Annotated in this window: 24 protein-coding genes and 1 tRNA gene; 18 read left to right on the top strand and 7 right to left on the bottom strand. The window is 45.0% G+C overall.

Translation table 11 applies throughout. The features are described from left to right. Window positions 1-12: 12 nt before the first annotated feature. Complete coding sequence (locus IPL83_11900) at window positions 13-1,026, bottom strand: rod shape-determining protein (GenBank protein MBK9039844.1); 1,014 nt, start codon at window positions 1,024-1,026, stop codon at window positions 13-15. A 255-nt stretch (window positions 1,027-1,281) separates the two neighbouring features. On the opposite strand from IPL83_11900, the gene IPL83_11895 reads away from it, so the two are divergent. Together IPL83_11895 and IPL83_11890 are read left to right on the top strand one after the other, a co-directional pair. Next, entirely contained in the window at window positions 1,282-2,322 is a 1,041-nt protein-coding gene (locus IPL83_11895; GenBank protein ID MBK9039843.1) for a sodium:calcium antiporter, read from the top strand. Continuing rightward, on the top strand, window positions 2,322-2,693 hold the full coding sequence (locus IPL83_11890) for a hypothetical protein (protein MBK9039842.1): 372 nt from the start codon (window positions 2,322-2,324) through the stop codon (window positions 2,691-2,693). The genes IPL83_11895 and IPL83_11890 overlap by 1 nt, the downstream gene beginning before the upstream one ends. 27 nt (window positions 2,694-2,720) lie before the next feature. On the opposite strand, the gene IPL83_11885 is transcribed toward IPL83_11890, so the two are convergent. From IPL83_11885 to IPL83_11870, 4 genes are all read right to left on the bottom strand, one after another. Beyond that, window positions 2,721-4,997, bottom strand: coding sequence for a hypothetical protein (locus IPL83_11885; protein ID MBK9039841.1), 2,277 nt, complete (start codon window positions 4,995-4,997; stop codon window positions 2,721-2,723). Further along, entirely contained in the window at window positions 4,994-6,061 is a 1,068-nt protein-coding gene (locus IPL83_11880) for a hypothetical protein (protein MBK9039840.1), read from the bottom strand. The genes IPL83_11885 and IPL83_11880 overlap by 4 nt, the downstream gene beginning before the upstream one ends. Before the next feature lie 341 nt (window positions 6,062-6,402). Further along, entirely contained in the window at window positions 6,403-7,761 is a 1,359-nt protein-coding gene (locus IPL83_11875) for a HAMP domain-containing histidine kinase (protein MBK9039839.1), read from the bottom strand. Continuing rightward, window positions 7,751-8,551, bottom strand: coding sequence for a response regulator transcription factor (locus IPL83_11870; GenBank protein ID MBK9039838.1), 801 nt, complete (start codon window positions 8,549-8,551; stop codon window positions 7,751-7,753). Before IPL83_11870 ends, IPL83_11875 begins: the two co-directional genes overlap by 11 nt. 178 nt (window positions 8,552-8,729) lie before the next feature. Here IPL83_11870 and IPL83_11865 point away from each other — a divergent pair, with 178 nt between their 5' ends. The 3 genes from IPL83_11865 to IPL83_11855 are packed head-to-tail and all read left to right on the top strand — an operon-like array spanning window position 8,730 to window position 12,214. Next, window positions 8,730-9,911: a YbdK family carboxylate-amine ligase gene (locus IPL83_11865; GenBank protein MBK9039837.1), complete on the top strand. Its 1,182-nt coding sequence runs from the start codon at window positions 8,730-8,732 to the stop codon at window positions 9,909-9,911. Next, window positions 9,902-10,372: a hypothetical protein gene (locus tag IPL83_11860; protein MBK9039836.1), complete on the top strand. Its 471-nt coding sequence runs from the start codon at window positions 9,902-9,904 to the stop codon at window positions 10,370-10,372. Before IPL83_11865 ends, IPL83_11860 begins: the two co-directional genes overlap by 10 nt. Window positions 10,373-10,381: 9 nt before the next feature. Then, window positions 10,382-12,214, top strand: coding sequence for a hypothetical protein (locus tag IPL83_11855; GenBank protein MBK9039835.1), 1,833 nt, complete (start codon window positions 10,382-10,384; stop codon window positions 12,212-12,214). Between the two features lie 69 nt (window positions 12,215-12,283). Here IPL83_11855 and IPL83_11850 read toward each other — a convergent pair whose 3' ends face one another. Then, window positions 12,284-13,522 (bottom strand): transposase, encoded by a 1,239-nt coding sequence (locus IPL83_11850; protein ID MBK9039834.1) that lies wholly within the window; start codon window positions 13,520-13,522, stop codon window positions 12,284-12,286. A 27-nt stretch (window positions 13,523-13,549) separates the two neighbouring features. On the opposite strand from IPL83_11850, the gene tnpA reads away from it, so the two are divergent. Together tnpA and IPL83_11840 are read left to right on the top strand one after the other, a co-directional pair. Beyond that, a complete protein-coding gene (gene tnpA, locus IPL83_11845; GenBank protein ID MBK9039833.1) occupies window positions 13,550-13,984 on the top strand; it encodes an IS200/IS605 family transposase in 435 nt (144 codons plus the stop codon). A 140-nt stretch (window positions 13,985-14,124) separates the two neighbouring features. Continuing rightward, window positions 14,125-14,403, top strand: coding sequence for a transposase (locus IPL83_11840; protein MBK9039832.1), 279 nt, complete (start codon window positions 14,125-14,127; stop codon window positions 14,401-14,403). Window positions 14,404-14,477: 74 nt separating this feature from the next. On the opposite strand, the gene IPL83_11835 is transcribed toward IPL83_11840, so the two are convergent. Beyond that, window positions 14,478-14,564: transfer RNA gene (locus IPL83_11835), tRNA-Leu, on the bottom strand. Window positions 14,565-15,033: 469 nt separating this feature from the next. Between IPL83_11835 and IPL83_11830 the strand changes: the two genes are divergently transcribed. The 11 genes from IPL83_11830 (at window position 15,034) to recJ (ending at window position 24,911) form a co-directional block, all read left to right on the top strand. Continuing rightward, window positions 15,034-15,681 carry a MotA/TolQ/ExbB proton channel family protein gene (locus IPL83_11830; protein MBK9039831.1) on the top strand — a complete coding sequence of 216 codons (648 nt, stop codon included), beginning with the start codon at window positions 15,034-15,036 and terminating at the stop codon, window positions 15,679-15,681. Further along, window positions 15,681-16,124, top strand: a complete 444-nt coding sequence (locus IPL83_11825; GenBank protein MBK9039830.1) for a biopolymer transporter ExbD — start codon at window positions 15,681-15,683, stop codon at window positions 16,122-16,124. The genes IPL83_11830 and IPL83_11825 overlap by 1 nt, the downstream gene beginning before the upstream one ends. Continuing rightward, a complete protein-coding gene (locus IPL83_11820; GenBank protein MBK9039829.1) occupies window positions 16,121-16,693 on the top strand; it encodes a biopolymer transporter ExbD in 573 nt (190 codons plus the stop codon). The genes IPL83_11825 and IPL83_11820 overlap by 4 nt, the downstream gene beginning before the upstream one ends. 22 nt (window positions 16,694-16,715) lie before the next feature. After that, window positions 16,716-17,366: a VTT domain-containing protein gene (locus IPL83_11815; GenBank protein ID MBK9039828.1), complete on the top strand. Its 651-nt coding sequence runs from the start codon at window positions 16,716-16,718 to the stop codon at window positions 17,364-17,366. 197 nt (window positions 17,367-17,563) lie between these two features. Continuing rightward, window positions 17,564-17,824, top strand: coding sequence for a twin-arginine translocase TatA/TatE family subunit (locus tag IPL83_11810; GenBank protein ID MBK9039827.1), 261 nt, complete (start codon window positions 17,564-17,566; stop codon window positions 17,822-17,824). 54 nt (window positions 17,825-17,878) lie between these two features. Continuing rightward, window positions 17,879-18,943, top strand: coding sequence for a tRNA preQ1(34) S-adenosylmethionine ribosyltransferase-isomerase QueA (queA, locus tag IPL83_11805; protein MBK9039826.1), 1,065 nt, complete (start codon window positions 17,879-17,881; stop codon window positions 18,941-18,943). Continuing rightward, the gene (tgt, locus tag IPL83_11800) at window positions 18,910-20,037 is read left to right on the top strand and encodes a tRNA guanosine(34) transglycosylase Tgt (GenBank protein MBK9039825.1); all 1,128 of its coding nucleotides are present in this window, start codon (window positions 18,910-18,912) and stop codon (window positions 20,035-20,037) included. Before queA ends, tgt begins: the two co-directional genes overlap by 34 nt. Window positions 20,038-20,132: 95 nt before the next feature. Further along, window positions 20,133-20,459, top strand: a complete 327-nt coding sequence (gene yajC / locus IPL83_11795) for a preprotein translocase subunit YajC (GenBank protein ID MBK9039824.1) — start codon at window positions 20,133-20,135, stop codon at window positions 20,457-20,459. After that, window positions 20,456-22,162, top strand: coding sequence for a protein translocase subunit SecD (gene secD / locus IPL83_11790; GenBank protein ID MBK9039823.1), 1,707 nt, complete (start codon window positions 20,456-20,458; stop codon window positions 22,160-22,162). Before yajC ends, secD begins: the two co-directional genes overlap by 4 nt. 10 nt (window positions 22,163-22,172) lie before the next feature. Further along, window positions 22,173-23,156 carry a protein translocase subunit SecF gene (secF, locus tag IPL83_11785; protein ID MBK9039822.1) on the top strand — a complete coding sequence of 328 codons (984 nt, stop codon included), beginning with the start codon at window positions 22,173-22,175 and terminating at the stop codon, window positions 23,154-23,156. A gap of 27 nt (window positions 23,157-23,183) precedes the next feature. Next, window positions 23,184-24,911 (top strand): single-stranded-DNA-specific exonuclease RecJ, encoded by a 1,728-nt coding sequence (recJ, locus tag IPL83_11780; GenBank protein MBK9039821.1) that lies wholly within the window; start codon window positions 23,184-23,186, stop codon window positions 24,909-24,911. Window positions 24,912-24,969: the final 58 nt, after the last annotated feature.

Raw genomic sequence — 24,969 nt, 5'->3', positions numbered from 1 at the left:
CCTGCTTGATGATTATTGAAGGCGTTCGACAATGTCAAACAGCTTGGAGTCTTCAAGTGCTTTTGCGCCACCGAAGGCCACCGAAAGTAATGGGTCATTTGCAATTCTCACTGCGATGCCAAGCGCGGCGGTCAATTTTGAGTTCAGACCAAACAGAAGGGCTCCCCCGCCCGCTAAAACAATTCCGCTGGTTGCAATATCGCCGGATACTTCTGGCGGGCAGACAGAGAGGGTAAAGCGTAAGGCCCCAATAATTTGTTTCACGTATCTATCTACTGGTTCTTGAATCATTTTACTAGTCAGGCTGATTCTCCGTGGTAGCCCTGACTGTAGATCAATGCCTCCGACCTCACAGGAATAATTTTGCCCTTGGGCTAAATCCGCGTTTGCAATCTCTAGCTTAATGAATTCGGCTGTCTGCTCTCCAACTGAGAAATGGTACCGAGTCCGCAAATGATCAATGATTTCACTATCCAATTTATCCGCGCCGATACGTATTGCATTTGAAACCACCATTCCACCCATAGCAATAACCGCAATTTCTGTCGTACCTCCTCCAATATCGACAATCATTTGGGCTCGTTTACCCAGGACTTGCAATCCTGCTCCAATTGCAGCAGCGACTGGTTCGTCTATCAAATGAACCTTTCTTGCGCCAAGACTATACCCTGTTTCCTCGACGGCCTGCTTTTCGAACTTTGTGACACGACAAGGGAGAGAAATAATTAATCTTGGCTTGAGCCAAAAAAGTTGGTCTCGAATCCTTTGGATATATATGGTCAGCATCTCCGCTGTGCTTTCGAAGTCTGCGATTGCGCCTTCTTTTAAGGGGCGAACGATTGAAATGCTAGGCGGTGTTTTTCCAATCATTTTCTTTGCAGATCTACCAAGGGCGAAAACACTTCGACGGCGGGAAAATGATTCTGTGAAAGCCAACACAGAGGGTTCATTGAGTACAAAACCACGCCCTTTTCCGTAAATGAGCGTGTTCGCAGTGCCAAGGTCTATGTAAAATTCATTTCTCATTGAACAAACCATTTTATCCGTTTTCGGTTTTATAGCCAGGTTGAAAGCAACGGTATTCCATCCTGTCCAGGGGTTCAAGCAAAAGGTGCTATCAAGAAAATGGAGAACATTTTCACTTAAAGGAGCGAGCTAGGCTGAAAAGAAAGAAACTAAGGATTTGCCAAGATACTTCATTTGCGAGACAAAGAGTGGTTGTTATCCAAGATAAAAGGGTTTGAAGCAGTGCCACCACCATGAGGGATGGTAAGAGTTTTAATGGGTTTTGTTTTATTTCAGTTTATTTTATCTGCGCTCGCAATTGTCATTGCGGGCTCTTTTTTGACCAAGTTCGCCGATAAAATTTCAGAGGCGACTGGTTGGGGCAGAATGTTTGTGGGGGGACTGCTGCTTGCTGGTGCCACATCCTTGCCCGAGCTAATGGTTGATGTTCAAGCTGTTCGACTCGATCTTCCAGATATTGCCGTTGGAGATCTTCTTGGCAGTAGTCTTTTCAATTTACTTATTCTCGCAGTATTGGATTTTGCGTTTCCATCGGCGTTTAGGCGGACCGCATTTTCGCCTCAGTTTTTGCATCACTCTCTGGCGGCGGTGCTTACCATTGTTTTGACAGCGATCGTGGGCGTTGGGATCGCATCCAGACTTGAGACTTCCTTTTTTGGCGTGAGTGTATTTTCTTGGGCTGTAGCAATTGTGTACTTGTATGGTTTGAGACTTATATACCGTGAGGGGAGTGAAAATTCCAGTCAATTACTTGCTTCTGTGCCTTTCGGTTGTGCGCAAGATGGGCTCACGCAGGAATTACGAGGAAATCATAAGTATCGGCCCTTGATGCTTGCAATTTCAGGTTACGTCGCTTCTGCATTGGTTATCTTGGTGGCGGCCCCACACTTGGTGGGGGCTTCAGATGAAATCGCCAGCTATTCTGGCTTGGGGCACACATTTATCGGGACAACCCTCGTCGCGCTCGCCACTTCTCTTCCCGAGTTGGTATCCACTCTGGCGGCATTTCGCATGGGCGTACCAGATTTGGCCTTGGGAAACATTTTTGGTAGCAATGCGTTCAATATGATATTATTTGTGCCGCTGGATTTCATGTACGCCAAGGTGCTGTTTGGTTCTGTAAGAAGTATACATGCAGTGACAGCTTTGAGTGTGGTGGTTGCTACTGGTATTGCGGTTATGGGTCAGCTCTATAGGAAGAAGGAACGATCTCGTTTTTCTGAACCCAGTTCAGAGGCAGTCGTGGTGGTGATCTTGTTGTTTTTGGTTTTGTTGTATAGTCTGAAGTCAGCTTGATGCTTTATCTTTCAGTGCTCAATCGACTGGGTATTGGAGGAGATCAGGTGCTTGAGGATTCAAAAGGCAATAAATTGCTAATTGCGAGAAAAACAGGTGGTGAGATTCGAGAGATCAGTTTCCGCAAATCTGGATCCGAAATTACTCGCAAGTTGGGTTATGTGGAGTTCTCTGGGAGAAAAACTGCTTTTCGCAATGTGCACGGTGGACCGGTCGTCCCAGTATATTCTCCCATCGATCAATTTTATGGGCCTAACGGCGGGATGTTCCGTCTGAAAGGAAGTATGGAGGCGACAATGGGAATACCAAAAAAGAAAAGTTGCCTATCTGCTGTCCTGGATTGGCTTGGGAGACGACCAAAATCAAACTGATTTCGACTCAGTATTCTTGATAGGACCCTAGTCGTTGATCGTAGTTGTTTCAGGTTCAACAATATTGTTGGGTACTATCCGAGGGTAAGAAGGCATAAAAAACACTTTGGATTCTGGTATATTATCCGATGGTCGGCGAAACCACTCGTCTCCTTGTAGCTGCACCACTTGAATTTCACCTTCCACGGACACAGTAGCAAGGGTCTGAATCCAGGTGCTGAGGCCATCACGGTTGTAACGCAGGTGCAATTTTGTCGATGTTCCAACGCTTACTGACCCATTCCAGCGCTGATCTGTGTGGACGTGACCAAAAACGATTCGATCTGAAGTTTTCATTAGTGAGCGCAAAGAACCCTTAGCGCCATTAATTCCCATGTGGCCGTGAACTCCTAGTTCAACTTGTCGGCCTGGAGGACCACGCCTAAATGATTCGCCTGGCCCAAGAAAAATAATTCGCGATCTCTTGGCCTTGTCTAAGCCAAAATTCTCCAAAGCATATTGGTAGGGGCTATGACCTTGGAGCTTTACTAAAGCCAATTGATGACCCAGCCTAGCATTGATCGGGTCATTGAAATAGGCGCCTTCATCGAGCCAGCGATCTAGCCAAAAATTGTGATTTGAGGGCACAATAACAGCTTTCGTGTGAGGTGAGATCGCTAAAACGGCATTCAAAAATGCAGCATTCGCACGCAGCTCCGATTCTAGGTTTAAGCGACTGGCTTCTGCGTCTTGGGCCAGTGTGAGTCGTCTATGGCGATCGTGGCCATTGACGGAGTGGCCATTGAAGAAATCATGAAAAATAAGATAGTTCGGTTTTAATCGCCGAATCAATGGGCGAAAGAGGATTTCGATCTTTGGGTCTGTGTCGCCGACGTGAACATCACCAAAAACGAGACTATCCACTTTTTGATTTTTAATAGCGTCAACAGAATAAAAAGAGTCTAAATCTGTAAAGCCGTGGCGTTCTCGGACAAACTCGATGTGCCGAGGGTGAAAAAAGCCAGATGCAGGGAGTCCTAACGACAAAGCTTGGCCAATAGATTTCTCAAGAATAACAGCCCCGAGAACGTGATCATTTTCTGCAATCTCATCAGAGCGCTTGTGTATATAGTGTTTACCGTTATAAAGCGGATCAGTGATGGCACCTGTGGTGATGAGTCGGTGAGGGTTTAATGCATTGAGGCTGGTAGCTATAACCTTGCTACGAATTTTTGGCGAACCAATGATCTGTGATTGTCCCACCGGCGACAAGCGATCAAGTCCAGTTAATGGGTCTATTTGTTTCGCACCAATTTTTATGTCGTTCAGGTTTAGCCAAGGCGATAGCAAAATCGAGTTAGTAATAATATGAAGGCCTTGTGTTTCAAGTAGCAAAGGGTCTAAGCCAGTCGTTTGCATGTTGGCGGGAAACACAAGGATTTCACAGTCGTTTTTCTTGCAGTATGAGAGGAGCGCGCCCAGGAAATCACGATTGACACTTTGCCCAGCAACAGCCGTTGTCACAATCAAACGTTCTCTGTTTAAAATCGCCTTTTCTAGCTGGAGCAATCTTTCAGGGTTGTAAATATCTGTATTGATAGCATCCCGAAACTGATGGTTGTCATCATCCCATGCGAGCTGCTTGAGTTCTTTAACGGAGTCAAAGACTTTGTATCTATTAAAGAGATCTAAGTACTCGCCCAGAGACAATTCGAGAGCCTCAGCCATTTCGTGGTCAGTAGGTATTCGTCCGACTGTTTTGGTCACCTTGCCGAAGGCGCGAATAACACCAGCGCGAATTCCTGAAAAGTGATTTGGATGTTTTGCCATAGCTTCACCGACAAGATCATTCAGATCGTATAGGAGGGCGAACTCAGCATCAGACAAACTGGCAAGCTTGGGATTGTGCTTGCGCATAAAATCAAGGAGTTGCGATGTTGAAGGCTCTTTGAAATGGTCGGTAAAATATGTGGCCATCATGCGCACGGCATAACTGCGCAGTTCACTAAATGGTCTTGGAAAATGCATGCGGGCCAAGAGGTAGAGATCTTTGATATTACTCGGATTTTCCGGTTTCCGAAAAAAACTGCTGAGAGACTCGACGGTGCTTCTCAGTTTCCAGGCGAGGTCGTCTTTACTGGGGAGGCGTTTGTCCCTCTTAACGAGTTCCGCCAGCGCTCGCGCGTAGGTCACCGTTTCCAAAGATAAATCTGAGGAGCTAAGAACAGATGCGCATGTCACTTTACTGTTATCTTCTTCAGAGCGTGCTTGCATCTTGATACAGATATTTGTTCCCAAAATGAAAATAAAAAATATTGCTTTCAAGAGAATCGATCCTCCTGCGCAGCTTGACCAAGAACTGTGCTGCATTTTGGTTTGAGCTCTCCGTGGATTTCACCAGGAGTGGCTGGCCGAAATGTCCCGTCTTCGCGCATAATGCCAAATCGTGGTCGTCTCGCCGATCTCATTTCAGTTTCACTACCCATGCTAAAAACACCAAATTTTATAGGCACCCTTGGATTTGGATTCAGTCGCGCATAGCGACGAAATAATTCAATCGCTTGTTGAAGATTGCTCTCCTGATCATCGACAAAGATAATGGAATGTTGAGGTCTGAGGCCCCGCCCAGAGGGTGCCAGTGTCATATCGTGTTCGTCTACTGGTACTTTCAACATTAATTTTATGGCATCTTCCAAAATTCCGCGTTTGCGTTTTGCGTTTTCGTTGTAGCCTCCGTAAATATCAAAAGCAGGAGCGTTAACGCCAAAGTGAAGGTCTGGGTTTGGAATATGTTCTATGTAGTTGAGATCTTTCAGTCGTTGCCAGAATTGAATAAATTCACGTTTCTGATCTCGAGCAGTTAGAATTGCTACTGTAGGCACACTTTCTTCATTGCTCAGAAGGGTTTTAAGAACTTCAAAAAAGGGTCCCTTCCAGGCATCTCGCGGCGCTTTACCTAAGGCCAAATTCAATTGGTCAAGCAAATGATTTTTGCTCGGATCAAAATGGGAGCGAAAATAGATGTGAGACTCAAAGGGCCTTATGAAATAATGTCCAGGAATGATCATGCTTCCGTCACTTAGCGTGAAATGACTCGCTATATTTCCGGGCGTTCTTTCGTTTAGAGCCAACTCTGATCTCATTCGTTCTATTTCGATGGGAGTAACTTCGATAATCTCTGGTTCTATGAGATCATTTTCTAAAAGGGTGTGACGGGATCCAATACGGAACAAGACAAACTTCGTAACAAAGGTGCCCCCCATCCGGGAGCGTGTTTCAACAATGGTGTTATCGAAGTCTATAAAGAAGCGAGTGGCCGCCTGGGCCAAAGAGCACAACATCAACGCCGGAACCAATAGTCCCAACATAAAGTGACCGAGTCCTTGCACGCTTTCCCCCTCCGGCAAGCGAATTTGAGTCAGAGGTACTACGAGTTGCGACTAACCCAAAGCAGATATTTGTAAAATGCAATTCTCTAACCTGATCTTGACGATCTTCAAACAATGCCCGAGGCGTGCGCCCACAGTTGTCCCAATGACCATGAATACTAGAAGACCGTCGAGGAGTTTTGAATCAATAGTCTACTTTTCAAAAATCCCCTTTTCAATTTGAAAACCAAGGATAAATGCGAGAGCAAGAAAGGCTCCGTACCATCTAATTACAAGCGGTCCGAGGGTGAAAATTTCTGGACTAGCGCTCCAGGTCATAAAGTCACTCCTATTTTCATATCCTAAGCATCTTCCTTCGGAAATTGAACGATTGCTTTCGTACCGGGTGGGTCACCGCGAATCTCAAGTTGCCATTGGTACAATTTCGCGACAGTAGAAATCCACGCAAGCCCGAGTCCGTTTCCAGAAAGGCCTTTGACCTCGTGAGAACCGACATTGAACGGCTCCCCAATTCGCTCTCTCACTTCATGAGGGATACCAGGACCGTAGTCTTTAACCGTCAGAGCATGGTTTGATAAAATGAGTTCTACTTTTTCAGTCGAGGGAGAAAATTTAAGTGCATTTGTGACAAGGTTTGTGATGAGTTGATCAAGGTGAATCGGATTTGCAAATACAGAAAAATCGGAATTGAGTTGTAGCTGAACGCGACCGGGGCTAATTTTTTCTAGGCGTGCAGCGACGGACTTCATCACTGCCTTCATTCGAAGGGCGTGTAAGTCCTTCTGTAGTTGTGAGCTTTCCAGTTCGGCCCAATCGAGAAACTGGCTGATAATTTCCGACATCTGATGAATTTCATCGATGACATTTTGTGCGTACTTTTCTGGTAAAAGGTTTTCCTTCTTCTTCGCCTCTGTTTCTGCGCGCATGATGGCTAACGGGGTTTTGAGTTCGTGAGCCATCTGCAAAGTCCAAGATTTTGTTATTTTGTAGTTCATGTTGATTCGATCAATTAGCTTCTGAACGGTCCCCAATAGTCCTGAGAATTCGTCGGACTTTGCCCAGAAACCGTGAGTGTAGCGAAGCAATCGGGTCGGCAGAGGTCGGACATCTTTTAAATTGACTAAATTTGAAGTTGCTTCTTTTAAATGACCTATTAATAGTCTTAGCGGCGACAGAAGAACAAGCGTGATAAGGGCCGAGGCAAGGAACAATGAGATGACGATCCCAGTGACATAGTTGATAACCCTATTATCCAGGATTTCCCAATCTAAAAAATTTCGATCAAGAACAAGACCCACCTGAAGGATAAGGCTTTTACCCGGCAGCGGAACATTTCTGACCCTGATATATTCCGCTTCCGTTTCCACGGCGACCCATTCTGGCTGAATGGGCAGCTCTGTATTTAGCAGGCCAACATTAAAGCTTTGGTATACAATTTTGCCGCTTGAATCTCTCAAGACGAATGCCTTTCCAATTCTTGCGCCCTTAAGAACTCTGGAAATAGTCTCTTCCAACAATGCTGCTTTCTTTACTGAAATATTAAACTCTTTTGATTTAAGAAGAGCAGTAGAGCTTTCAGCAATCTGCCGATCGATCAGCTTGAGACGCTGGCTCTTAAAAAAGTAAACATGAACAAGATTAATGCTGATGGCCGCTAAGATAAGCGTCGCAAGAATGATGAAGAAAAATCTATTCCTCAATCCAATATCCCTTGTTGCGCATACTTTTGATCGTTACGTTTGCTCCATGTTCTTCCAAACGACGCCTAAGCTTATTTACGGTTGCTTCAACGGCATTGCTTTCAACCTCGGTACTCATTTCCCAAACGTGTTCATAGAGGAAGATTTTATTGAATACCTTGCCCGGCGTTCGAATCAGTGTCCGCAGAAGTGTGAATTCCATATTCTGCAAAGACATTTCCTTATCGTTGACCTTTGCAGTTCTTTTATCGGTGTTAAGAATGACATTTCCAAATTTCAATTCTGGAAGACTTCTTCTAAGCAGGACACGGATACGCGCAGCAAGCTCCTCGCTGCTGAAAGGTTTTGCTAAGTAGTCATCGGCTCCAAGATCCAGCAGAGCTGCTTTTTCTGATCCGGAGCTAATTGCAGACAAAATCATGATTTTTATTTCTGGTAGAAGTTCTTTTATACGGGTGAGCAGTTCTGCTGAATCTCTGCCATGAAGAAGACGATCTAAGACAACGACATCAAAACGTTTGACGGGATTCTTCAGAATATTTTCCAGTTCAGCGAATGATGCACATGTGAAAGCTGAAAAGCCTTCGTCAGCGACTGTTCTAGCCAAGTGATTGAGTAGTTTGGTTTCATCTTCAACAATAAGAATACGATGCGACGACACTTCGTTGGTGTTCCTTCTATTACCGATTTCTAGCAACAGAGAAATTGTACGAGAGGTTTTGTCTCTAAGCATCTGCTCTGAGGATAAATTTAAATTTATCCTCGCACTTGTGAGAAATTCTAAATCCATAAGCTACTGATATTACAATACTTATAGACTCGTGACTATTGAGAACGCATATGGCTAGGCAAAGTTGCGAGTGTCCTCCCAGTAGGTCATCCTAAATGTAAGCCTTCATGTTGATCTCCATTGGTTGTTTTGCGGGGTTTTAAGCAGTTAAGGCCCCGCTTTTTTTTTGGGAGGATATTTGTCTTTGCGTTTTGAACACTCAGCCCCGCTGACCCTTGGGGCTGAACTTGAATTTCAATTATTAAATCGAGAGACTCTTGATCTGAGTTCTTCTTCAATTCAAGTGCTTGAGCGCTTGTCGGGGAATAATGCGATCAAGGCTGAGATTTACCAGAGCATGATTGAGATTATGACGGGTGTTTGCGAAAACGCGCATCAGGTTGGCCAGGAGTTGCGTACGACATTGTCCAAACTCTATAATGTGTGTGATTCTTTAAATTTAAGAATCGCTTCTGCTGGCACTCATCCTTTTGCCACATATGAAGATGGCATAGTTTTTCCCGAAGCTCGATATAGGAAGTTGCTAGAAAAACATCAATGGATGGCAAAGCGGTTACTTATTTTTGGGCTGCACGTCCACGTGGGGATGCGTAGTGGTGATCACGCTATCCAGGTTGCCAACGGATTACTTCTTTATTTGCCGTTGTTCCTTGCATTGTCATCAAGCTCGCCATTCTGTAACCGCGAAGACACTCAACTTGCATCATCACGTACTACGTTTTTTGAGGCGCTACCGACTGGAGGACAGCCATGCACTTTTGAAGATTGGTCCGACTTTCGATCTACCTATGCGCGATTGCTGCAATCGGGTTCAATTGGTTGCCCTAAAGATCTATGGTGGGACATTAGACCTAGTCCTGGGTTTGGTACAATTGAAATTAGAATTTGTGACTCGCCAGCTACGATCTGTGAAGCAGAAGCAATTGTCGCCCTAGTTCACCTTCTTTGTCAGAAAATCGATCAGGAGATTTCTTTAGGTCAATCCCATCGCCCGCCACTGCTGTGGCTTTTGCGCGAGAACAAATGGCGAGCCATGCGCAAAGGTAGTCGGGCTGAGATCATTGTCGCAGAGAACGGAAGCACGAGAACGATCAAGGAATTTTTAGAGCGAATCCTTGAAGACCTTGCCCCCCTCATTGAAGCTAACAAATACAATTCTCAAATGGATCTTCTGAAGAATGTTGTAGCGAAAGGTTCCAGTGCCGATCGGCAACGTCAACTCTATCAGTTAAATTCCAATTTCTGTTTCGTCTTAAGCTCTCTAATTGATGAACTCCAAACCGATATTCCAAACTGGGCATACAACATGAAACACAAAAATAAATTAAACATAAAAAAGGGAGGATCAGAATGCGCATAAATATTTTTATATTAGGAGCATGTACAGGTCTAATATTTGGCTGCTCGAATCCGCAAAAGAAACAAGCTGGTACAGCCTCACCTACGGAAGCGCCGGCTCAGCAATTGACAACTGCTACACAAACTGGTCAGGCGGCCACCCCGGCAAAAGTCGAAGCGCAGAAAAATGAGCTCGCCTGCAAGCGTGATCAGGAAACTCGCACTTTGAAAGTCGAGGCCGCGCAAACCAGAGGCTGCAAACTTTTTTACTCGAACTACAGCAGCAAAGATGCTGTCGCTTGGTCAAACAAGGGAAATAGCCATTGCGAGCAGGTTCGCGATCGGATCCGGGGAAAGCTCGAGGAGGTAGGATTTAAGTGCTCTGTTGAGCAGGCTCAAACGTCAGCTCCTCAAACTGTCACACAACCAGTAAAGACTCAAACTACAGATGCTAAGACAGAGCCTCCTAAAGCAAAGAATTGATTAGTCGGTATGGCCAGTTGGGTTTTTTATTGTCTTAGATTTGCAGTATTGGTCGGTTTGCTATGTTCTTGTAGCACCAACCAACCCCTGAAATTGCGGGAATCGCTGAAGACCTTCTCGTCGGAGCAGTTGTATGGAGAATCTGAGCGGCCTCAATGCAAGTACCTTTTGGACAAATATTGCAACTATCTCTATTCGCCAGAAGCCTTAGGGAATCTGGAAGTTAAAAGGGCAAAGCGTTCCACCAAAGTCTTGCAGGGTGAAACACAAAATGAATTTTCGCAGGTCTTCTATCGGTACGCCCAGGCAAAGCTTCGCAATCGTCAATACTTGCCGAAGGATTTCTATCAGGCCCTTCAACGCCGGCAATATTTTGCAAAAATGGAAGAGTTTTTGGATCGAAAGCCTCGAATTGAGATGACCAAGGGTCAGCGGTTGGCATCTGACCATCTCGACTATGAACTCGGATTTATTTGGTCAGCAGCACTCAATGAGACGAATTTAACCCGAATGGGAAATAAGTATCAGGGATTTCATCAAGTTTCTGAGAAATTGATCCCAATCGAACTTGAGCTGGAGCGGCGTAGGTTGCGCAGGAATCTTATCTCAGAGATATCTCGCGCCATTTGGCGTAACGATAAGAATTGGGAAAAGGTTGAGCAAGGTTTTGCGGGTTTGAAAGCAAGTTATCTTCACATGCTTTCCAAGCTCGATATTCCGGAATCTGTTCGAGCCGATTGGAACAAGCGAATTTCGGAGGTGAGGCTTGTTTTGCCAGGTGCATTTCCTGCGATATCCAATGATGAGTGCTCTACGACAACTATAAATGCCTACTACTATACCTATCTCAATGTTCTGACTATTTGCGCTGGGGACTTCAATAGCGAAGATATTATTCAGACCCTGGCCCATGAGATGGGCCACGCCTTGGGAATTGACCGTAGTCAGTACCTTTTTCAGATAAATTCCTCATTTGGAAGAGAGCTCGCCGGTCTTCGTGCCGAAGTATGCGAACCAAAGGCATTCTCATGTGAAACATGGAATGAATATAAAAAACAATTCAGTACCTCTCTCGGATCACTGTCAGGCTATCAACCTGAACTGCCAGAGTTTCAGCAATGCCTAAAGCGAAGGGAAACCGCCAAAATAATGACGGATACCGACTTAGAGCGTATAGCCAGTTCAATTGTGTCTGACAGAATTTCCGGCCTTGCTTCAAGTGACCGTTTTTTAAGAATCACTAAGCCGATGATTCCGATGATTAATGGCAAAACTCAGAAAAATCCAAATTACCTCGATCCTTGCAACTATTACTTGTGGACTCACGGAGAAGAGCCTATTGACGATGAGCTGACAACCCTCATGTATTTTACAGCTGAATATCGCTGTTCTGATAGGCCATCATCAGAAAAAATGAAGACTGCAATAGAGACAGCCAAGAGCATGAGTATCGATGTTCTAAGGGAAACCTTGCGAATCGAAGGAGAATTTTCTAACCGAAGTCTTATGGAAACCGAGGGCTATTCATCATCTCCAGATGAGCGATTTGCCGATGTCATTGGAAGCTATGCGATGGCTGAACTCTTGTCCGAACTTCCTTTTCAGTGGGATAGACAAAATAAGTTTTTAGCCAGTAGCTCTTGGCAGTGTGTTAAGCCATCGCTTTCTAGTCATTTTCCTGAGGAGAGCGCTATCGAAAAGGAATATATTTTTGATGCGCATACAGAGGGTGATCAGCGCAGAAAGGAATTGTTTTCTGAGCCGATCCGGAAAGCAATCGGATGCGAGAAGGACTTTGAATTCAGGGAATGCAGTCTTCCCTTTAAGGAGACTGCGCATTGACTGCTCGCGTGAACCTCTCACCACTTTTCCCTTGTCGGGAATAAGTGGGAGCATCAAGCGGATGGCGTCTCACGATGCCACCTCAAATCTTGATGATTCCTGCTTCGCCGAGGCCATGGTTGTTGTGCGCCCTTTCGGCCGTACAACAGAGCCTTTCCTCTCCACAGGCTGATGAACGGGGTAGGACCCACCCTCGTTTTGAATATTTATTGCAGCATTGACGTCCCTATCGTGATGAATATGACATGATTCACATGTCCATTCCCGATCGGAAAGTGTGAGTTCGCTGTTCACGAACCCGCACTGATGGCACATCTTAGAACTTGGAAACCAAGTCGATATAAAATGCAAATGTTTGTCGTATTGGACAGCATACACCTTCATTATCTCAACAAGTCTTCCCCATGACTGAAACGCAATTGACTTTGCCAGTCTTCGGTTTTTCATCATGCCCTTCACATTGAGTGTCTCCATCGCCACCACTTGGTTCTTGCGGTAGATATTGAGAGCCAATTTGTGAAGATAGTCCTCCCTTTGGAACCTTATTCTTTCGTGCAACTTTGCAAGCCGCAATCTTGTTTTTTCGTAATTATTGGAGCGATCTTCGCGCTTTTCTGATTTCTGCATATCTCGTTGGCGCTGCATCTTCTTTTGAAGCCTGCGCTTTCTGCTCTCGAGCGTTTCCAATGTCTTTGGAACCTGGATCTTTTCGCCATCACTCAGAACAATCTGCTTGATGTTCAGATCCACACCAACGATCCCATCATTGGTTGAAAGAATTTTTTCCTTCGTATTGAATTTTGTGACGATGCTTAGGAAGCATCGTCCACTTGCAGTTTTAGAGATGGTGGCGGCACCGAACTTTGCACCGTCTGGAAATTCTCTATGCATTTTCATCGGTATCCAAGTCTTGTATTTTGGAATAAATACGCAAGTTTGTCCCGACACTGATTTGATTTTTGGCTGTGGGAGTGAAAAACTTTGCGCAGCCAACTTCTTTTTGAGTCTTGGCCTTTTACCGCGTCCTGCAAACAGATTCTGATAGGCGACATCGAGATCGTGAGTTGCAACTTGCAAGGATTGACTTGGCACGTCACTCAGCCAGTCAACGGCTTCTTTCCAGATGAGGAGATGTTCTTGCATCTCTGTGCGAGAGAGTTTCTGTATCCCATCCGCGTACAGCTCCTCGTTTATTTTTAGAAATTCGTTGTACACAAAACGAACCGAGCCAAATATCTTCCCTAGATGCCGTTTCTGCACCGGTGAGGGAAAAATTTCGAATTTGTAGCGTCTCGTGAGTGGATTCATTTCCTTGTCTGTTCTATTATTAGTGTTATGAAAAGTCAAATCAAAGAAAAAACGAAATTACGTGGACATTTTCACGCCGTTTACAGTCTCAACTATCACTTAGTGTTAGTAACCAAATATCGAAAAAGATGTCTCAATCCAGAGCAATTAGATTTTCTAAAGCAAGAGTTTGGCAGACTTCTTTGTGAATGGGACTGCAGACTCCTCGAGTTTAGCGGCAAAGAAGACAACGTTCATCTTCTCTTTGAAGCACACCCGGCGATGAATCTTTCAAAGCTCATCAACAACCTAAAAACCGTAACGAGCAGACTTATTAGGAAGAAGTTTCCAGCACACCTGAAGAAATATTATTGGAAACCTGTTTTCTGGACTCGAGCCTATTGTCTCATTTCGACGGGCGGAGCGACACTTGAGGTCATAAAAAAATATGTAGAAAATCAGGGAAATGAAAAATCATCCTGATTTCAAGACCTCCTCCATCCATGGAGGAAAGTCGAGTTTCATTCATCTCCACCTAAATCAAAGATTTTAGATGGAGAATTCTGAAACGGGTTTGTTAAAATAGCCCAAGCAAAACTTCTTTTTTAGTCTATGTTTGGAAACTGGCCCCTGCAGCTTACCGAATCAATGAAAATAAAACGGCCGCCAGAGTCCTAATTCGAATGACAGATCAAATGGCTTTAAGCCAGATCCCCAAAATAAAAAACCTCAGACGAACTCTCATGAAATGGAGAAATGAAATCTTGAATTACTTCGTCAACCGGATTACCAACGCAAGAACCGAAGGTTTTAACAACGTCGCAAAGCTAATACAGAAGCGAGCTTACGGCGTTAAAAGTTTTAAATTGTACAGACTCAGATACCTAAATGCTTGTGCTTAAATGACTTTTTTGAATTACCCACCATGAACCGAGTAGAACCGTAGAACCAGAACCAAATGAAGGAAGTTGTTGAATGGTGCGCGCGAGTGGACTTGAACCACCATGCCCTTGCGGGCGCCAGCCCCTCAAGCTGGTGCGTCTACCAATTTCGCCACGCGCGCACGTCGAAAGAAACGATTAAAAAGTACAGCGGCCACAAAATAGTCGGGGGCTTAATACCTGTCAATCAGGACCTGAGGCAAAAGGCAGCTAAGCCGCCATTCCTGTTAATTCACTCTGCCTTGCGTTATGAACTCAAAGAGACAGAGGGACAGCGCGGGGGAGTAGGCAAAACGATTATTCGGAATTGGTTGTTGGCTCGATAAAAGAACCAGACCAAAGGCTGAAATGGACTGAGCAGGCGAATTGAAAAGATGCGGTTGCTAGGCAAGGCAGGGGCTTTCTCTCTTTCCTCTGAGCCGATTTTCCCTTCGAGGTGATTTTCCCCTCTGTTGGTGTAGTTTTTCAGGATAATCACTTAGTTTCATCGATTGGTCTGAGGAATTTGTTAGGATAAGAGAAATCAGCCAAAAAGGTTGAGTCTAGAAGTCTGTAAGTTTAGCAGATAACGCGATTATATAAGGGGAAACTATGTTTGCACGTATAGCAGAGGCGTTTCATGAGGGAGGATGGCCGATGTACCCAATTTTGGGTTGCTCGGTATTTGCTGTGGCCATTATACTTGAACGTTTTGCTGTTATTTCGGCGGCTTCAAACGTTAATAAGGACAGTCTTTTACATGAAATTAATTCTTATATCTTACAGGGCAATTTAGAAAAGGCTGTGGCGATTGTTTCACAATCAAAATCGCCCCTCACCAACATTGTTCGTGCTGGATTGATGGCGGTGGCAAATCGCCTTGGAGATGAAGAGGTGCAAACCGCAATGGATGCAGTGGCTCTCAGGGAAATTCCGCGCCTTGAGAAAAATGTTGGTATTCTTGCTGCTGTCTCGAATATGGCGACACTGGTGGGCCTACTTGGAACCGTCATTGGTATGATCGGTGCATTTGCAACTGTAGCAACTGTTTCGGCGTCGGAAAAGGCCACAGTACTGGCCGCCAACATTGCGGAAGCGATGAACTGCACGGCATTTGGACTGATTGTCGCCATTCCAACTTTGGCCGGATACATTGTTTTTAATAATTGGTCACAGAGAGTTGTGGACGATATTCATGAGGTCAGCGTGACAACTCTGAATTTCATTTTGACCCATCGTGAAAAATTATCGAGGAAGTAATGAGTGCTACGTCGGGCGATGATGAACTCAATCTAGTTCCCTTTATTGATCTGTTTTCAGTCTTGATTTGTTTTCTTCTCATGACGGCCGTCTGGATGAATATTGATTCGCTTGCAACAAATTCAAGCCAGGTAACAAGCAGCGATCAAGATACGCCTCCTCCAACTGAGAAGCCAATCTCTCTGTCCGTCACCATAATGGGAAACGAAATATTAATGTCGGAGAACGAAAATGTGACTAAAGTTCCCTTGGTGCTCGATACACAGGGGCGACCGAAAACAGAAAAGATGGTTGAAGTCTTGGCCGGGTGGAGAAAGACCTATCCTGACAAGAAAGATGTTGTTCTGAATACCGAAAATCGAGTTTTTTATCAGACGATGATCGCTGTTTTTGATACCCTCGTCGGAAATGGGTGGAGTGATGTGGGAGTAAGCACACAGTGAGTCACCTGAAAGGGAGCTTTAGGCGCAAAATCACCGTCCCAGGCTTCCATCTCCACTCAAAATATGATCTTCACTTTTTACGAGAGCGCCAGCATCAAAAGAAAATGAGAAAATCTGAGCCAGGTCTCCCATTAACGGCCCTCATTGACATTTTTTCTATGCTTGTAATCTTTCTTTTGATGAATTTTTCAGCATCCGGCGAAATCTTTTTTATGTCTAAAGCAAAAATACGGATACCTGATGCGAAGCATTCAGTTCCCCTCGAGAATTTACCTTTGATAACTATTACCAGTAACGAAATTATCTTTGCCGCAGCCAAGGGAAAAGCGTATGTTCAGCCCATTCCCAGTACAGATGAGGGGTTTGATGGATTGAGGGCTAAACTTCAGGAGTTTAAGCGTTCAGAGAAGCCGCCCGATCCGAGTCAGCCAGATAAAAGGAAGATTAATATTCAGGCTGATCAGAAAACACCGATTTTAGAGGTCAAAAGGATTATGACTGTTTTGATAACAGAGGGCTGGGAAGGCATCAATTTTGCGGTCATGAGGAGCGAATCAGGTGGTAAGTGAAGTCCTTGATCTTGTTTTGCATATGGGGTCTCACATTTCAAATCTGGCCAATTTTATGGGGCCCTGGCTTTATTTTTTCCTATTTTTGATTATTTTTTGTGAAACAGGCTTGGTCGTCATGCCATTTTTGCCTGGGGACTCTTTGCTGTTCTCATTGGGATCCATTTGTGCAGTTCGACCCGATTTGTTGGATTTGAAATTGCTTTGTCCCCTTTTGATTGGCGCGGCCATTCTTGGTGATGCGGTCAATTTTTCCTTTGGACATTTCTGCAGAAGACATTTTTTGAAAAATAGCAAAAGACGGTTTCTAAATGAAAGACACCTCGAGAAGGCTGAGTTATTTTATAAAAAATACGGAGGGAAAGCGATTTTCCTGGCAAGATTCTTGCCGATCATTCGAACTTACGCTCCTTTTGTTGCTGGCTTAAGCTTGATGCCCAGGCTAAAATTTATTTATTATAATATTTTTGGAGCTTTCATCTGGATCTGTATGTTTCTCTTTGCGGGTTTCTTCTTTGGCGAAACTGAGATCGTAAAGCAGAATTTTTCAATGATCATGCTTGCAATTATTTTGCTTTCTATGCTCCCCATTTTTTATGAGATATTCCGAAAATTCTTTTGCGCGACACCCACCGTCTCATTTCAGAACGGCACATCTGAGGTTAAGGACTAGGAGATATCGTAGGCGACGTGTATTTGGTGGTAGAATTGCCTTTTTTATGTCTTTGTTCGAATTGAATCTGCGTCCGATCCATAATATAAGATATATGGATAGCTTCAAGTTGGTTTTTCCGATATATCGATATATGAATGAAAGGTTCGTACTTGGTGTGGCCAAGTTAACTTGAGAATAAGAGGGAGACCGTTTGTATGGGCGGAATGTCACTGTTTCACTGGGTTATTATCATTCTTATTGTCTTGGTCGTTTTTGGCCCTAGTCGTTTGCCAAATTTGGGTAAGTCCTTGGGACAAGCCATTCGAGGTTTCAAAAAGGGACTTGATGAGAGCATGGATAATATAGAAAACGATAGCACCTCTAGAACTCAAGCTGAAAAACTTCAGGCTGGAGACAGTGCGGCTAAGTCAGATGTCAAATCAGAAGTTAAAAAGTCCGAAAAAGAGGAAGTCTAGAAAAGAGGCCGAAAGAAAACGGCCACGAGAAAAATTTCCAGATTCATTCATATATTGAAAATATCAGATTTTAGCTATACTTATCCGGATTCATTGGTTGCGATAGAGCGCGCAATGTCTTCCCGAGTCATGTTTGTTGGCTCAAGGAATGAATCTCCGAAATTCGGACTTATCCCAAATCCCAGAGAGTTGAACCTGAGCGAGGCACGGGATCTTTTGGAACCGGGTGACCTTCTTGTTCTCAATGATACGGGAGTGATCCCTTGCCGAATTTTTACCCCTGAAAATCGGGAGATTCTATTTGTTTGTCGAGAGTCGCCAGACACATGGCAGGTCTTGTTTCCTGCGAGAGGTTTGGCCCTCGGCAAGAAATTGGCGCTTCCGGGGGGGCGGATCGCGACTCTTGTCAGAAAAGGCCTTCCACAAATTTTGAAAATCGAGGGAGAGAGTCTGGCTCCCGAATACTTTGACCAATATGGAGAATTGGCTCTTCCTCCCTATATTCAAAGAGCGAGGGGCGAGAGGCACAATCGGGAGAAGGATCGGGAGAATTATCAAACGGCATGGTGGAGGAATTTGGGAAGTACAGCTGCACCCACCGCCAGTCTTCATTTTTCTCAAGAGGATCTGAAATATTGGGGTGAGCGAGGCGTTGGTATTGCGTTGACGACTCTTCATGTGGGATTGGGCACGTTTCTTCCAATCAAAGTCAAAGACTTGTCTGAGCATATCATGCACAAGGAGTGGTGCGCTATTCCTCATGAGACTCTCAAGTTGATTGAAATGACTCGATCAAGTGGGGGGCGGGTCTTTGCCTTGGGTACGACAGTCGCGCGTGCTCTCGAGTCTTGGGCAAGTGGATTACTTTCTCCGTTCGAGGGGGGGGTATGCGGAGATACGGATTTATTTATTCGTCCAGGGTTTGAATTTAGGCTCGTAGACGTGTTAATGACGAACTTTCATCAGCCCGAAAGCTCTTTGTTAGCATTGGTTTGTGCCTTTGCGGGCCGGGAAAAGGTGATGGAATCTTATCGTTGGGCGATTGATAACCAATTTAGACTTTTTAGCTACGGAGATTTGACCATATGGGAGAGACCTTCAATTCGTTCAAACTCTTGAAGCAAAATGGTGAAGCCCGCGCAGGAATTTTAACGACCGCACGAGGAGTCATCGAAACCCCAGTTTTTATGCCCGTTGGAACAAAAGGGAGTGTGAAGGGAATGCTCCCCCATGAGCTCAAGGACTTGGGCGCTCAGATCATTCTCGGAAACACCTACCACCTGCATCTTCGACCCGGCGAAAAGACGATTCAGCGACTTGGCGGGCTACATCAATTTACAGGATGGGATGGCCCTATCTTAACCGATAGTGGAGGATTTCAGGTCTTCTCTCTCTCTCAGCTGGCCAAGATTTCAGAAGAGGGAGTGGAGTTTCGTAGCCATTTGGATGGAGCGAAGCATTTCATCAGTCCTGAAAAAAGCATGGAGATCCAAATGGATCTGGGTGCCGATATTATCATGGCTTTTGATGAGTGCCCGGCCTATCCGGCCACAAGTGAGAGTTTAAAAAAATCCATGGATTTAACTTACCGTTGGTTGCTTCGGTCTAAGGCAAGCATGGTGAGGCAAGAAAGCATGTTGTTCGGAATTGCTCAGGGAGGCTTGGATTTAAATCTCCGCCTGGAAAGTCTCGATCAAATAACAAGTGTCGACCTTCCGGGGTATGCGTTGGGGGGCTTTAGTGTTGGTGAGCCTATTCATTTGATGCATGAGCTTGTAAAGGTGATTGGACCTCGCATGCCCCGTCATAAACCTCGTTATCTGATGGGTGTGGGGACCCCACTTGATCTGATTTTGTCAGTCGATTCGGGAATTGATATGTTTGATTGCGTGATGCCAACGAGAACAGCGCGAAACGGAACTTTATTTACGTGGTCTGGGAAGGTCCATATTAAGAGAACTCAATACAAAGAAGATTCATCACCCCTGGACTCTGAATGTGATTGCTACACTTGTCAAAATTATTCGAGGGCCTTCCTCAGACATATGTTTATGAGCGGTGAAATTGTCTCTGCGCGACTCAATACCATACACAACCTCCATTTCTACTCTCAACTTATGGCAAGAGCTCGACGAGCCATTCAAGATGGCAGTTGGTCCGAATACCGCGATTTTTGTTTAACGCGTTTCGCTAAAGTTGGTGAAAATCAGTAGGCAAGCCTTTTTTCTCAGTGAGTTTGAACACTTCCTCATTGATTTTTTCCATTTCAGATGATCATTTGTGGGCCGAATTGTTTCGGAGGTAAATCATGTTCAATGTTTTCAGTCAGATCGCTTGGGCTCAGCAAGCAAACGGAGCCTCAGCTCCCAATTTTCTTGAGCAAATGATCCCATTTGTATTCATTTTTTTGATTTTCTTTTTTCTTATCATACGTCCCCAACAGAAGCGTCATAAAAAGCAGCAGGAGTTTATGGCCTCCCTCAAGAGAGGCGATTCGGTTTTGACTTCCGGAGGAATCTTGGGAACGATAGAGGGTCTGACTGAAAAATTTGTCACCCTTGAAGTGAGCGATGGCGTTCGTCTCCGGATTTTGAAAAGTCAGATTTCGGGGCCATCGAGCGAGGAACAGAAATGACTGAAAATATCAAAGTGCGTTTTGCCATTGTCATCGCAGCTGTACTTCTAGCAGGTGCTTGGATCGCCCCCAATTTCATCGATTTTAAAGAAGGTGATTGGTGGTTCTCGAAAAAGAAGATGGTCTACGGTTTGGATATTCAAGGTGGCTTGCACCTTGTCATGGGAGTGGATACCCATGGGATCATCGTTGAGAAAACGGTGAGGTTGTCCAGAAGCCTCAGAGATGAACTTAAAAATAGAAATGTGGGGGTTGAGAGCATTTCTCCTCAGAACGAAGACAAAACGATACTGGACATCGTTCTCAAATCAGACGTCGACGTGAAGAGCTTGAAAAGCTATATCACTGATACCTACCCAGCCACAATTCAGATTTTGGAGACGGCAGGAAATAGAGTGAGTCTGAGATATTTTGATAACGTTATCCGAGATCAAAAGCAGCAGGTTATCAATCAGGCTATCGAAGTGATTCGAAATCGAATCGATGAGTTTGGAGTGGCGGAACCGAGCATATCGGCACAAGGGAGCGAGCGTATTTTAGTCCAGCTCCCTGGGATTCAAGATGCGGTCAGAGCGAAAGAGTTAATTAATCGTACCGCTCGCTTGGATTTTCGAATTGTTTCCAGAGACGTTGAGCAGGCCAAATTGGCTGAGTTTATTGATTCCGCTGAGAAGGCTGGCAATTATGCCCTCGGTAAAGACGGATTGCGTTACTCGGCCTATGTGAAAAGGTTGAATGAGGATCTTAAGGGAAAAATTCCGGAAAATTCCCTTGTTGTTTTTCAAAAACCTGAAGAAGCAGCAACTCTTGAGGCCGGAAAAATTCCTTATTTGGTTATGAGTGACACAGATCTGACGGGAGATCAGCTTGAGGATGCGAGCGTTCATCCCGGTGAGTATGGCGAGCCAGAAGTTGTCTTTTCCTTTAGTCCTGACGGCAGACGCAGATTTGGTGAGATCACGGAGAAAAATGTTGGCAAACAAATGGCGATCGTTCTTGACGAAATTGTTCAGAGTGCTCCAGTCATTCAAGGAAAGATTGCCTCTTCCTCAGCACGGATCACTTTGGGTGGAGGCAGAGACTATCAAAAAACAGTAAATGAAGCCAATTTTATTGCGACTGCACTTCGCGCTGGAGCTCTTCCGGCAAATTTGGAGCAGCTTGAGGAAAGGACTGTGGGACCTAACCTTGGGGCGGATAGTATTGCGGCCGGAAAAAAGGCAACCCTTATTGGGGTCGCTTTGATTTTTCTATTTATGGCCCTCTATTATCGCACATTGGGTATTGTTGCCGATATTGCTCTCAGTTTGAATGTGCTGTTTCTTTTGGCAATTCTGACTTCATTGGGAGCAACCTTAACCCTGCCTGGCGTGGCGGCTATAGCTCTGACAGTGGGGATGGCGGTAGATGCCAATATCATTATATTTGAGCGGATCAAGGAAGAGCTGCGTAAGGGAACCGGGACATCCGCTGCGATAAAGGATGGCTTTTCGAATGCATTTAGTTCAATCTTTGATGCAAATATCACGACTGTTGCAACAAGCCTGATCCTTATGTACTACGGCACGGGGCCAGTGCGCGGCTTTGCAGTCAGCTTGACAATTGGAATCGTGACTTCCATGTTCACGGCCGTATTTGTTAGCAGAGTTTTGATTGAGATTCTGACCAAGTGGTTTAAGATTAAAAACATCGCCGCTGTTTAAGGAGAAGAAGATGGGAAGACGAGACGCAAATGTGAATAGCTCCAAGGCAGGGCCTTCGAAAAGTCATCATCACCCGGGGAAAATTGATTTTTTGGGCTTAGGAAATATTTTTGCGGTTGTCTCTATTTTATTGGTCATCGGGTCCTTGGCCATGATCCTTATAAAAGGATTCAACTATGGAATTGATTATGCTGGTGGAACCGAGGTCCAGGTCTTATTTAACCAGAAGGTAGAAATAGGAAAAGTTCGCGAGTTTATGAAGCAAATGGGCTACGGTTCGGCTTCAGTTCAGTCTTTTGGTGGGACTGATGATAGAAATGAATACCTGATTCGTCTGGAGTCTGTGGCAGGAAAAACAGAAAAAGAGACAAATGATATGCTGCAAGCCCTGAATTCCAAGCTAACAACAGGCTTAACGGCAAGTTTTTCTGGTGAGGGAGCGTCGATTCGTCGTGTGGATTCGGTGGGACCTCAGGCTGGTTCGGAATTGAAAAGGAACGGGCTGCTTGCGGGGTTTTATAGTCTCTTGGCCATTTTGATTTATGTCGGTCTCCGTTTTGATTATAAGTTTGCGCCGGGAGCTGTGTTCTGTCTTTTCCATGATGCAATTATAGTTTTAGGGGTGTTCGCATTGTTTGGTCGCGAAGTAAATATCCAGACGATGGCTGCCGTTTTGACAGTCATTGGATATTCCTTGAACGACACAATTATTATTTTTGATAGAATACGCGAGAATGAGCCCCTCTTTCGAGAGGAAAAATTTACTTGGTTGGTAAATCGGTCGATCAACGATACTTTGTCTCGAACAATTCTGACTTCAGGTGCGACTCTTATTTCTGTCATTGCTCTGTATTTATTTGCAGGTGGAGTGATCAGAGATTTTGCGTTCACCATGGGGTTGGGTATTTTGATAGGCACTTACTCTACTATTTATGTTGCAAGCCCCCTCGTTATTTTGCTTGATAATATCACTCGTAAACCATCGGTCGTCTGATCTTGGAAGTGTTGTGAGTTCGGTAGAGTGGTAGACTGGCAGGCCCGTGAAAACTCTGAATTTCGGTCTTCGGGTCTGTCTAGGATTCCGGGTCTCCTCTGGCGAATTTTGAACGCACGTGGCCTTCATTCTGAAGAAGTCATAGATTCTTTTTTGTCTCCCGCTCTCAGAAACCTGAGTGACCCCGCCGTTATAGATGGCATGCAAACAGCTGTCTCACGTCTTATGCAGGCTTATTCGAAAAAGGAGAAGGTCTGTGTTTATGGTGATTTTGATTTAGACGGAACCTCTGGTTTGGCGCTCCTTCTTAAGGGGCTTGAATGGCTTGGTTATGAACACGTGAAAGGGTATCAGCCAAAACGGCTCACCGAAGGCTATGGTCTTCATGCGCACGCGATAGAAGAGTTTTCTCGGCAGGGTGTTTCACTTGTGGTCACGGTAGACGTAGGTATTACGGCTCATGAGGCCGTTAAGAGAGCCAACGAATTGGGCGTTGATGTAATTATTACAGATCATCATTTGCCGCATGGTGATCTCCCATTGGCAGTTGCAATTCTTAATCCTAACAAGGGAACCTGTCAGTCAGGGTTAAGCCATCTTTGTGGAACTGGAGTTGCGTTCTATTTGGTTCTTGCACTTCGCAGTTCTTTTCGCCAGAGGAATTGGCTGCAGACCGATTTTGATCCGAAGAAATTGTTAGACTGCTTTGCGATTGGGACCCTCACGGATTTGGTTCCGCTTGTTGGTGAGAATCGCGTTTTGGTGAGGCATGGATTGATCGAGTTAGCACGAACAGAGAGACCTGGTTTGCAGGCTCTGCTTGACGAGCTTGGTTTGGGAGGGCGCGCTCTCGGATCGCAAGAGGTGGCGATTCGATTTGCTCCAAAATTAAACGCTCTGTCTCGTATGGAAATGGGGATTCTACCGCTGGATCTTTATTTGGCGAACTCTAAAAAGGAAGCCACCGAACTTGTCGGTAAAGTGATGGCGAACAATGAACTGAGACTCAAGGTACAGGCCGAGGCTCAAGAGGAGGCGGCTCTTCAAGCAAATGATAGAAATCAGCAGGGATATATTTGGGTTTGGTCTGAGCGCTTTCATCAAGGTGTCATTGGTTTGATCGCAACGAAGCTGGCGCAGACATTTCAGGTCCCCGCCTTTGTCGGATCTGTCCATCCCGAAAGAGGGACCGTAACTGGCAGTGCTCGCTCTCCTTTTGCGGGGGCGACCAGTGTGCTAAAGGCCTTGGAATTTTCAGCGAGCAGTCTGAGAAAATTCGGAGGACACTCTCCAGCAGCAGGATTTGAGGTAGAAGTAAAGAATGTTGAGGATCTGGATGCCAGGTTGGGAGAATTTTTTTCTTTGTCAAAAACCGAGAGAATTAAGAAGCCATCTGTTTCTTATGATGTTGTTTGCGAGCTTGATGAAGTTAATGCGATGTTTATGACATGGTTTGCTCACTTGGAGCCATTTGGGACAGGATGGGAGCCAATAGTGGTAAGGATCAATAAACTAGAAATAGTGGCTGTACGCGAGCTTCGTGGAGGTCATTTAAAAATCGAAGTGAGAGATCCAAAGTCAAGTTATCGAATTGACATTCTTTGGTTTTCTCCACCACCTCAACATGATTTTTTTCAATCGGCGGGTCCAATCGGAAGAACGGTAGATATTCTCGGAGAGCCACAATGGAATTTCTTCGCCGGCAAAAAGAGCATTCAGCTTTTGGTGAAGGACTTGAAGCTCGTCATTCTATAAGCGATTTTTTGAGTGAATCAATTGACGATGTTCATTGCAGGCGCAATCTACTTGAGGC

Source organism: Bdellovibrionales bacterium (genome assembly GCA_016716765.1).
Classification (GTDB): domain Bacteria; phylum Bdellovibrionota; class Bdellovibrionia; order Bdellovibrionales; family UBA1609; genus JADJVA01.
This window is presented reverse-complemented; position numbering and strand designations above follow the sequence as displayed.